8 protein-coding genes are annotated in these 8,892 nt (G+C 74.7%); 5 read left to right on the top strand and 3 right to left on the bottom strand.

The window, feature by feature from the left end; translation table 11 throughout:
- Positions 1 to 296 precede the first annotated feature (296 nt).
- Positions 297 to 1,073 (top strand): MerR family transcriptional regulator, encoded by a 777-nt coding sequence (locus G3I42_RS27105; RefSeq protein ID WP_164290234.1) that lies wholly within the window; start codon positions 297 to 299, stop codon positions 1,071 to 1,073.
- 45 nt (positions 1,074 to 1,118) lie between these two features.
- Here G3I42_RS27105 and G3I42_RS27100 read toward each other — a convergent pair whose 3' ends face one another.
- The 3 genes from G3I42_RS27100 to G3I42_RS27090 all read right to left on the bottom strand — a co-directional run bounded on the left by G3I42_RS27100 (position 1,119) and on the right by G3I42_RS27090 (position 5,862).
- Positions 1,119 to 3,296 (bottom strand): 3-hydroxyacyl-CoA dehydrogenase NAD-binding domain-containing protein, encoded by a 2,178-nt coding sequence (locus tag G3I42_RS27100; protein ID WP_164290232.1) that lies wholly within the window; start codon positions 3,294 to 3,296, stop codon positions 1,119 to 1,121.
- 50 nt (positions 3,297 to 3,346) lie between these two features.
- Positions 3,347 to 4,561: an acetyl-CoA C-acetyltransferase gene (locus G3I42_RS27095; RefSeq protein ID WP_164290230.1), complete on the bottom strand. Its 1,215-nt coding sequence runs from the start codon at positions 4,559 to 4,561 to the stop codon at positions 3,347 to 3,349.
- Between the two features lie 134 nt (positions 4,562 to 4,695).
- The gene (locus tag G3I42_RS27090; RefSeq protein WP_164290228.1) at positions 4,696 to 5,862 is read right to left on the bottom strand and encodes a CaiB/BaiF CoA-transferase family protein; all 1,167 of its coding nucleotides are present in this window, start codon (positions 5,860 to 5,862) and stop codon (positions 4,696 to 4,698) included.
- A gap of 260 nt (positions 5,863 to 6,122) precedes the next feature.
- On the opposite strand from G3I42_RS27090, the gene G3I42_RS27085 reads away from it, so the two are divergent.
- From G3I42_RS27085 to G3I42_RS27070, 4 genes are all read left to right on the top strand, one after another.
- Positions 6,123 to 6,644 carry an NUDIX domain-containing protein gene (locus tag G3I42_RS27085; protein WP_164290226.1) on the top strand — a complete coding sequence of 174 codons (522 nt, stop codon included), beginning with the start codon at positions 6,123 to 6,125 and terminating at the stop codon, positions 6,642 to 6,644.
- Between the two features lie 83 nt (positions 6,645 to 6,727).
- A complete protein-coding gene (locus G3I42_RS27080) occupies positions 6,728 to 7,507 on the top strand; it encodes a methyltransferase domain-containing protein (protein ID WP_164290224.1) in 780 nt (259 codons plus the stop codon).
- Positions 7,508 to 7,528: 21 nt separating this feature from the next.
- A complete protein-coding gene (locus G3I42_RS27075) occupies positions 7,529 to 8,176 on the top strand; it encodes a class I SAM-dependent methyltransferase (protein ID WP_164290222.1) in 648 nt (215 codons plus the stop codon).
- Between the two features lie 83 nt (positions 8,177 to 8,259).
- Positions 8,260 to 8,892, top strand: a 633-nt coding sequence (locus G3I42_RS27070) for a saccharopine dehydrogenase NADP-binding domain-containing protein (RefSeq protein WP_203607396.1), incomplete at its 3' end; no start/stop codon positions are given.

Below are 8,892 nucleotides of genomic sequence, written 5' to 3'. Positions count from 1 at the left end.
CCGCCGGGCGGGGGCAGCGGCCCCGGGGCGGCGACCACGATGCCCGCGAGCGGGGCGGCGGGCGCCACCGTGTCGCGTACGCCCCAGCGGCCGCGCCTGCGGACGGAGCGTAGGCGGGCGAGGAGCAGGGCCGAGGCGATCAGGAGCGATCCCGCGAGGAGCAGGTGCATGTCCAAGGGCTACCCGGCCCGGGCGGGTGCGCAACCCTCGGTGACGGGCTCGATCTTCACAACATCGGTGAGACAGCAATAGTGTTCCACCGCAGAGACGCACCGCAGCCCCCGGGGAGAAGGATCGTGGCAGTCACCCGCACCGCGCGCACGGCCGCGACGCCGGGCGCCCCCGGCCCCGAGGAGCAGCGCACGTACACGGTCGACGAGCTGGCGGCCCGCGCGGGCGTCACGGTCCGTACGGTGCGCTTCTACGCGACGCGCGGGCTGCTCCCGCCGCCCCGGATCGGGCCGCGCCGCGTGGGGCTCTACGGGCCCGGCCACCTCGCGCGCCTCGCGCTCGTCGACGACCTGCGGCGGCAGGGCCTCACGCTCGCCGCGATCGAGCGGTACGTGGCGCGGCTGCCGAAGGAGACGACGGCGTACGAGCTGGCCATCCACCGCGCGATGGTCGCCTCCTGGCTCCCCGACGCGGCCGTGGAGTGCGGGCGCGCGGAGGCGGAGGAGCGGATCGGGCGGCGTCTCGGGGCCGACGAGCTGGAGCGGCTCGCGGCGATGGGCGTGCTCACGCGGGTGCCGGGGGCCGAGGAACGGTACGTGCTCGACACCGTCCTCGTCGGCCTCGCCGTGCGCCTCCTGGACCTGCCGCTGTCGCGCGAGGCGATCGCGGCGGCGCGCGAGGTGCTGCTCGGCAACGCGGCGCGGACGGCGCACGAGCTGAGCGAGGTGTTCCGGGGCGAGGTGGGCGTGCGGGAGGCGGGCGAGGCGCGGTCGCTGTCGGCGCACATGCAGCCGCTCGTGCTCCAGGCGCTGCTCACCGCTTTCCAGCGCTCGCTCAACGAGGAGCTGCGCGGGGCGTTCCCGGCGGGCGGCGGGCGCGAGGGGGAGCCGGACGCGGACTGACCGGCGGGAGCCCGGACGCGGGTCGGCCGGCTCCCCCGTACGGCCTCAGTCCTCGTCGGTGAACGGCTCCCCGCGCTCCGCCCGCGCCACGAGCGAGGCCGGGGGCTCGAAGCGCGCGCCGTAGCGGGCGGCGAGTTCGCGCGCGCGGGCGACGAAGCCCGGCAGGCCGCCCTCGTAGCCGTTGATGTACTGGAGGACGCCGCCGGTCCAGCCGGGGAAGCCGATGCCGAGGATCGAGCCGATGTTGGCCTCGGCGACGGAGCCGAGCACGTGTTCGTCGTCCAGGAGCCGCGCGGAGTCGAGGGCTTCCGAGAAGAGCATCCGCTCCTTCATGTCGCGGAACGGGATCTCGGTGCCCGGCTTCGTGAAGTGCTCGCGCAGTCCGGGCCACAGGCGCCCGCGCCTGCCGTCCTCGTAGTCGTAGAAGCCCGCGCCGCCCGCGCGCCCGGGGCGGTGGAACTCGTCCACCATGCGGTCCATGACGGCGTCGGCCGGGTGCCCCGCCCACGTGCCGCCCGCCGCCTCCACGGCGGCGCGGCTCTCGTCGCGGATCTTGCGCGGCAGGGTGAGGGTGAGTTCGTCGACGAGCGAGAGGACCTTCGCGGGGTAGCCGGCCTGGGCCGCGGCCTGTTCGACGGAGGCGGGCTCGATGCCCTCGGCGACCATCGCCACGCCCTCCTGGATGAACTGCCCGATGACCCGGGAGGTGAAGAAGCCGCGCGAGTCGGCGACGACGATCGGGGTCTTGCCGATCTGCCGGACGAGGTCGATCGCGTGCGCCAGCGCCTCGTCGCCGGTGCGTTCGCCCTTGATGATCTCGACGAGCGGCATGCGGTCGACGGGGGAGAAGAAGTGCAGCCCGATGAAGTCGGCCTGCCGGTCGACGCCTTCGGCGAGGGTCGTGATGGGGAGTGTGGAGGTGTTGGAGCACAGGAGCGCGCCGGGTGCGACGACGTCCTGGATCTCCTGGAAGACCTGGTGCTTGAGCGCGGTGTTCTCGAAGACGGCCTCGATGACGGTGTCGCAGCCGGCGAGGTCCTTCGCCTCGGCGGTCGGGGTGATGCGGGCGAGGAGTTCCGCCTTCTGGGCCTCCGTTTTGCGTCCCTTCGCGACGGCCTTCGCGAGAAGCTTCTCGGAGTACGCCTTGCCGCGCGCCGCCGCCTCGGGGTCGACGTCCTTGAGGACGACCTCGATGCCCGCGCGGGCGCAGGCGTAGGCGATGCCCGCGCCCATCATCCCGGCGCCGAGCACGGCGACCTTCGCGGCCTTTCGGCGCGGCACGCCGTCGGGGCGCGCGGCACCGGAATTGACCCTCTGGAGGTCGAAGAAGAACGCCTGGATCATGTTCTTCGCGGTCTGGCCGGTGACGAGGCCGGTGAAGTAGCGGGCCTCGATGGTCTGCGCGGTGTCGAAATCGACCTGGGAGCCCTCGACGGCGGCGGCCATGATGGCGCGCGGGGCCGGGTAGGGGGCGCCACCGGTCTGCTTGCGCAGGTTGGCGGGGAAGGCGGGGAGGTTCGCGGCGAACTTCGGCTGGGCGGGCGTGCCGCCGGGGATGCGGTGGCCGGGGCGGTCCCAGGGCTGGGCGGACTCGGGGTGCGCGTCGATGAACGCGCGGGCCTTGGCGAGCAAGTCGTCGCGGTCGGCGGCGAGTTCGTCGATCAGGCCCTTCTCCAGGGCGCGGCGCGGGGTGTGCTGGGAGCCCTGGAGGAGAAGGGTGAGCAGGGCGTCGGTGATGCCGAGGAGGCGTACGGAGCGGGTGACGCCGCCTCCGCCGGGGAGGAGGCCGAGGGTGACCTCGGGGAGGCCGATGCGGTAGCCGGGGGCGTCGAGCGCGACGCGGTGGTGGCTCGCGAGGGCGAGTTCGTAACCGCCGCCGAGGGCCGCGCCGTTGATCGCGGCGACGACGGGCTTGCCGAGGGTCTCGATACGGCGCAGGGCGCCCTTGAGCGCGAGCGTGTCGCGGAAGACGCGCTCGGCGTCCTCGGGGCGGGCGGCGCGCAGGTCGCGGAGGTCGCCGCCCGCGAAGAAGGTCTTCTTGGCGGAGGTGAGGATGATGCCGCGGACGCTGTCGCGCTCGGCTTCGAGGCGGTCGGCGGTGGCGATGAGCGCGGCGCGGAAAGCGGCGTTCATCGTGTTGGCGGACTGGGCGGGGTCGTCGAGGACGATGGTGAGGACGCCGGTGTCGTCGAGTTCCCAGCGGATGGGGGTGGGCTCGCTCATGGGTGGGCTCCTGGGCTCCGTTGCGGACGAATGGGGGCGGGCGGGGCCCGTCAGAGGCGTTCGATCACGGTGGCGACGCCCATGCCGCCGCCCACGCACAGGGTGGCGAGGCCGTAGCGCTTGTCCTGGCGTTCGAGTTCGTCGACGAGGGTGCCGAGCAGCATCGCGCCCGTGGCGCCGAGGGGATGACCGAGCGCGATCGCGCCGCCGTTGACGTTGACGCGGTCGAGCGGGATGTCCATGTCGCGGGCGAAGCGGAGGACGACGGCGGCGAACGCCTCGTTCATCTCGTACAGATCGATGTCGGCCGCGGTGAGACCGGCCTTGGCGAGGGCCTTGCGCGAGGCGGGCGCGGGCCCGGTGAGCATGATGGTGGGGTCGGAGCCGGAGACGGCGGCCGAGAGGATACGGGCGCGGGGGCGCAGCCCGTACCGCCGGCCCACCTCCTCGCTGCCGATCGCGACGAGCGCCGAACCGTCCACGATGCCTGAGGAGTTGCCCGCGTGGTGGACGTGGTCGATCTCCTCGACCCAGTGGTACTTCTGGAGCGCCACGGCGTCGAAGCCGCCGAGTTCGCCGATGTCGGCGAAGGACGGCTTGAGCTTCGCGAGGCTGTCGGCCGTCGTGCCGGGGCGCAGGTGCTCGTCGCGGTCGAGGACGACGAGGCCGTTGCGGTCGCGGACGGGGACGACGGAGCGGTCGAAGCGGCCCTCCTTCCAGGCGGTCGCGGCGCGTTCCTGCGAGAGCGCCGCGTACGCGTCGACGTCGCGGCGCGAGAAGCCCTCGATGGTCGCGATGAGGTCGGCGCCGATGCCCTGCGGGACGAAGCCCGTCTCCAGGTTGGTCATCGGGTCCATCGCCCAGGCCCCGCCGTCCGAGGCCATCGGGACGCGCGACATCGACTCGACGCCGCCCGCGATCACGAGGTCCTCCCAGCCCGAACGGACCTTCGCCGCGGCGAGGTTGACCGCTTCGAGCCCGGAGGCGCAGAACCTGTTCTCCTGCACCCCGGCGACGGTCTCGGGCAGCCCGGCCGCGATGGCCGCGACGCGCGCGATGTCGGAGCCCTGGTCGCCGAGCGGTGAGACGACGCCGAGCACGATGTCGTCGATCGCGGCGGGGTCGAGGTCCGGCAGGCGCTCCTGGAGGGCGTGCAGGAGTCCCACGACGAGGTCGATGGGCTTCGTTCCGTGCAGGGAGCCGGTCGCCTTGCCGCGGCCGCGAGGGGTGCGGAGGGCGTCGTAGACGTACGCTTCGGTGGTCACAACCGTAAGCCTTTCGGGGGGAGCGGGGTGGGAGTCGGCGAGTGGTCGGCCGGGGCCGGGGGGAGCGCGGGCCCTGCCCCCGGCCCCGGGTTCGGGGCTCCGCCCCGGACCCCGCTCCTCAAAGGCCGGAGGGGCTAATTCGTGGGCTCGGGATCGGCTTTTTCGTGCGCGGAGCCGGTCAGGCCCGGCACACCCCAGTCGTCCGCCACCGCCTCCGTGTCCGCGCCCGGGGCCAGGAGGGGGCCCGGGGCGGGCGAGGGGGTGGCGGAGAAGCGGGGGGCGGGGGCGGGCTGGGGGGTGCCGTCGGGGCCGGGGACGAAGGTGTTCCGGACGGCGAGGTGCGGGTGGTGGGGGGCTTCGCGCAGGGACAGTACGGGTGCGACGCAGCCGTCCGAGTCGGCGAAGATCTTCGTCCACTCCGCCCGCGTCCGGGTCCTGAAGGCCGCCGCGATGCGGGCCCGCAGCTCGTCCCAGTGGTCGAAGTCCTCGCGCGCGGGCGCCGTTTCGGCGATGCCGAGGCGTTCGGCGAACTCGTTGTAGAAGCGCTTCTCCAGGGCGCCGACCGCCATGTACTCGCCGTCGGCGGTCGCGTAGCAGCCGTAGAAGGGGCTGCCGCCGTCGAGGAGGTTGCCGCCGCGCCTGTCCTGCCAGCCCCCGGCGGCCATGAGCCCGTGCAGGAGGGTCGTGAGGTGGGCGGCGCCGTCCACGATCGCGGCGTCCACGACCTGGCCCTCGCCCGTGCGCTCGGCGTGCCGGAGCGCGGCGAGGAGACCGACGACGAGGTAGAGGGAGCCGCCCGCGAAGTCGCCGAGGAGGTTCGCGGGGAAGGTGGGCGGCTCGTCGGGGTTCCCGCCGAGCGCGAGGGCTCCGGTCGGCGCCAGGTAGGTGAGGTCGTGGCCCGCGCGGTGGGCGAGCGGGCCTTCCTGGCCCCAGCCGGTGACGCGCCCGTAGACGAGCCGGGGATTGGCGGCGAGCGCCTGTTCGGGGCCGACGCCGAGGCGTTCGGCGACGCCGGGCCGGAAGCCCTCGACGAGGAGGTCGGCGCGGGCCGCGAGCGCGAGCACCGCGGCGGCGCCCTGCTCGGTCTTGAGGTCGAGTTCGACGGAGCGCTTGCCCCGGTTGGTGAAGTCGAGCGCGGGGTCCATGCCGAACATGCCGCCGCGTTCGGGCCGGTCGACCCGTACGACGTCCGCGCCGAGGTCCGCGAGGAGCATCGCGGCGAAGGGGCCGGGGCCGAGCCCCGCCAGCTCCAGGACCCGCACTCCGGCGAGGGGCCCGCCCCGCTTCGCTGTTCCGCTCATCCGCACGACTCCAGGGCTTGTGACACAACTGATGTAACACCGGCGATGCTATGAACGGCGCGGTCCCGGCACAAGCCCCGGGAAAGCAAGCGCTCAGAAGTGTCGTACGCGTGGGGCGCGGGGTGCGTACGGTGAGGACGGGGAAACCGGGACCGCGCCCCCGCCCTCGCCGGCGCTTGCCCGCGCGGCGGGGACGGGCACGGCGGGCACGAGGCACGGCCCGGGTCGTGAGGGATCGACCGACGGGAGGCTCCGGGCACATGAGCGGAAATCCGGCTGTCCGCAGGAGGCGCACGTCGCGCGTCCTGCTCACCGACCCGGAGGGGCGCCTCCTCCTGCTGTGCGCCCGCGACCCGCGCACGCCCGGCGCGGCGTGGTGGTTCACGGTGGGCGGGGGCATCGAGGCGGGTGAGTCGCCCGGACAGGCGGCGCTGCGCGAGGTGGCCGAGGAGACCGGGCTCGTCCTCTCCCCCGGCCGGCTCGGCCCCGTGGTGTGGACGCGGCGGGCGCTGTTCACGGTGGACGGCGTACGGATCGACCAGGACGAGGAGTTCCGCGTCGTCGTCCTGGACGCGGACGAGGCCGCCGCGGTACGTGTCGACACGCGCGAGGCGACGCACGGCCACCGCTGGTGGAGCGCGCGGGACCTGGCGACGACGACGGCGACGGTGCGCCCGCGCGGGATGGCGGCCCGCCTGCCCGTCCTGCTCGCGGCGGGGGCGCGCGGCGAGTGGCCGGGAGTGGAGCATCTGGGGGACGTGGACGAGGACTTGGACGAGTAGCGGGGGTAGCGTCGTGCGGGTCCGGGGCCGTTCCGGTTTCGGCCTCCCGGCGCGGACGATTCCCCGGCGGAAGGGCCACAGCCATGACAGACCTGTTCGAGCGTGCTGTTCCGGACCCGGCCGCCTATCTCGACCAGCTCGCCGCGACCGACGCGGCGCGGTCCTACAAGGGCGTTCTGTTCGACGCGCTGGACGCCCGGCCCGGTGCGACGGTGCTCGACCTGGGCTGCGGTTCGGGGGCGGACCTCGCCCCGCTCTCCGAGGCGGTCGGCCCGTCCGGCAAGGTCGTCGGCGTCGAGATCCGCTCCGAGCTGGCCGGGCGGGCGCGCGAGCGCACCGGGGCAGCGGGCAACGTCCACGTGGTGGCCGGCGACCTCCACGCCCTGCCGCTCCCGGACGGCTGCGCCGACCTCGCCCGTACCGACCGGGGCCTCCAGCACGTCGCCGACCCGGCCCGCGCGCTCGCCAAGGCCCGGCGGGTGCTGCGGCCCGGCGGCAGGCTCGCGATGGGTGAGCCCGACTGGGACTCGCTCGCGATCGACCACCCCGACCTCGGCCTCGCGCGCGCGTACACGCGCCACGTGGCGGACGGGATCGTGCGCAAGGGGACCATCGGGCGGCAACTGCCCCGGCTCGCGCGGGAGGCGGGGTTCGCGGTGGCGGCCGTCGTCCCCGTGACGTCAGTCTTCCGCGAGGTCGAGGCCGCCGACCGGGTGCTCGGTCTGCGGCGCACCACCGAGCGCGCCGTGTCCGCCGGCCGGCTGAGCGCCGCCGACGCCGAACGCTGGCTCGGGCACCTCGCCGCGGAGCCCTTCTTCGCCGCCGTGACCCTCCACATCGTCGTCGCCGAGCTCGCCGCGTAGAGCGGCTCGTACCCTGACCGGATGACCGAACTCGCGAGCCTTCCCGCTACCCGTACCGCCTACGACGCCCTCGCCTCGGTGTACGCGGAGCAGTTCAGCGACTCGCTGCGGGAATTTCCGCTCGAACGCGCCCTGTTGAGCGCCTTCGCCGAGCTGGTACGGGCGGGTGGGGACGGCGAGGTCGCGGACCTCGGCTGCGGGCCCGGGTACGTGACGGCTCACCTGTGCGGGCTGGGCCTGCGCGCCTTCGGGGTCGACGCCTCGCCCGCGATGATCGGGCTCGCGCGGAAGGCGCACCCGGAGCCGCGCTTCGAGGTCGGGTCCATGGCCGCCCTCGGCCTCGCGGACGGCGCGCTCGGCGGCGTCCTGTCGCGGTGGTCGCTCATCCACACCCCGCCGTCCGAAGTACCGTCGGTCCTGGACGAGTTCGCCCGCGTCCTCGCCCCGGGCGGATACCTCCTGCTGTCCCTCGCGGCGACCGACGGGCCCGAGCACGAGACGCAGTCGTACGACCACGCGGTGACCACCGCCTACCGCTGGTCCCCCGACCGTCTCGCCGCGCTCCTCGCCGAGCGCGGGCTGCACCAGTCGGCCCGTACGGTGATCGAGCCGCGGCCCGCGGACAAGCGGCAGTTCCAGACGCTCCACCTCCTCGCCCGCAAGGCGTAGGCCGGGGCGCGAGGAGCGGTCAGGGCCGGCCGTACGGGCCGTGGTGCGCCGCGATGTCGGGGGCGGGCTGCGAGAGTGGGGGGATGGAGCCGAAGACCTTGCCCGGCAGTGCCCGCGAAACCGCCCGGAAGGACCGCGAGTTCGACCTCGTCCTCTACGGCGCGAGCGGCTTCGTCGGCGCGCTGACCGCCGCGTATCTCGCCGGGCACGCGCCGCCCTCGCTGCGCTGGGCGCTCGCGGGGCGCGACGGGGAGAAGCTGGAGCGGACGCGTGCCTCGCTGGGACTCGAAGGCGTGCCCGTACTGACCGCCGACGCCGGGGACGCGTCCGCGCTGCGCGGGCTCGCGGCGCGCACCCGCGTGCTCGCGACGACGGTGGGCCCCTATCTGCGGTACGGGGACCCGCTCGTCGGGGCATGCGCGGACGCGGGCACGGACTACGCGGACCTGGCCGGGGAGCCGGAGTTCGTCGACCGCTGCTACCTGCGTCACGAGGCGCGGGCGCGGGCCACGGGGGCGCGGCTCGTGCACGGCTGCGGTTTCGACTCGGTGCCCGCCGACCTCGGTGTGCTCTTCACCGTGGGGCGGCTGCCCGAGGGCGTGCCCCTGCGGGTCGACGGCTTCCTGCGGGTCGACGCGGCGCCCTCGGGCGGCACGGTCGACTCGACGCTGACCGCGCTCGGGCGCCCGCGCGCGACGGTGCGCGCGGCCCGCGAG

The organism is Streptomyces sp. SID11385, assembly GCF_010548245.1.
Lineage (GTDB): Bacteria > Actinomycetota > Actinomycetes > Streptomycetales > Streptomycetaceae > Streptomyces.
Note: the sequence above shows the minus strand (reverse complement) of the source record. Positions and strands in the feature narration are given on the sequence as shown.

Bases quoted from the DNA above. Each gene is read 5' to 3' on its own strand.
- G3I42_RS27080 (WP_164290224.1), top strand. From the start codon at position 6,728: ATGACAGACCTGTTCGAGCGTGCTGTTCCGGACCCGGCCGCCTATCTC.
- G3I42_RS27085 (WP_164290226.1), top strand. From the start codon at position 6,123: ATGAGCGGAAATCCGGCTGTCCGCAGGAGGCGCACGTCGCGCGTCCTG.
- G3I42_RS27090 (WP_164290228.1), bottom strand. From the start codon at position 5,862: ATGAGCGGAACAGCGAAGCGGGGCGGGCCCCTCGCCGGAGTGCGGGTC.
- G3I42_RS27100 (WP_164290232.1), bottom strand. From the start codon at position 3,296: ATGAGCGAGCCCACCCCCATCCGCTGGGAACTCGACGACACCGGCGTC.
- G3I42_RS27075 (WP_164290222.1), top strand. From the start codon at position 7,529: ATGACCGAACTCGCGAGCCTTCCCGCTACCCGTACCGCCTACGACGCC.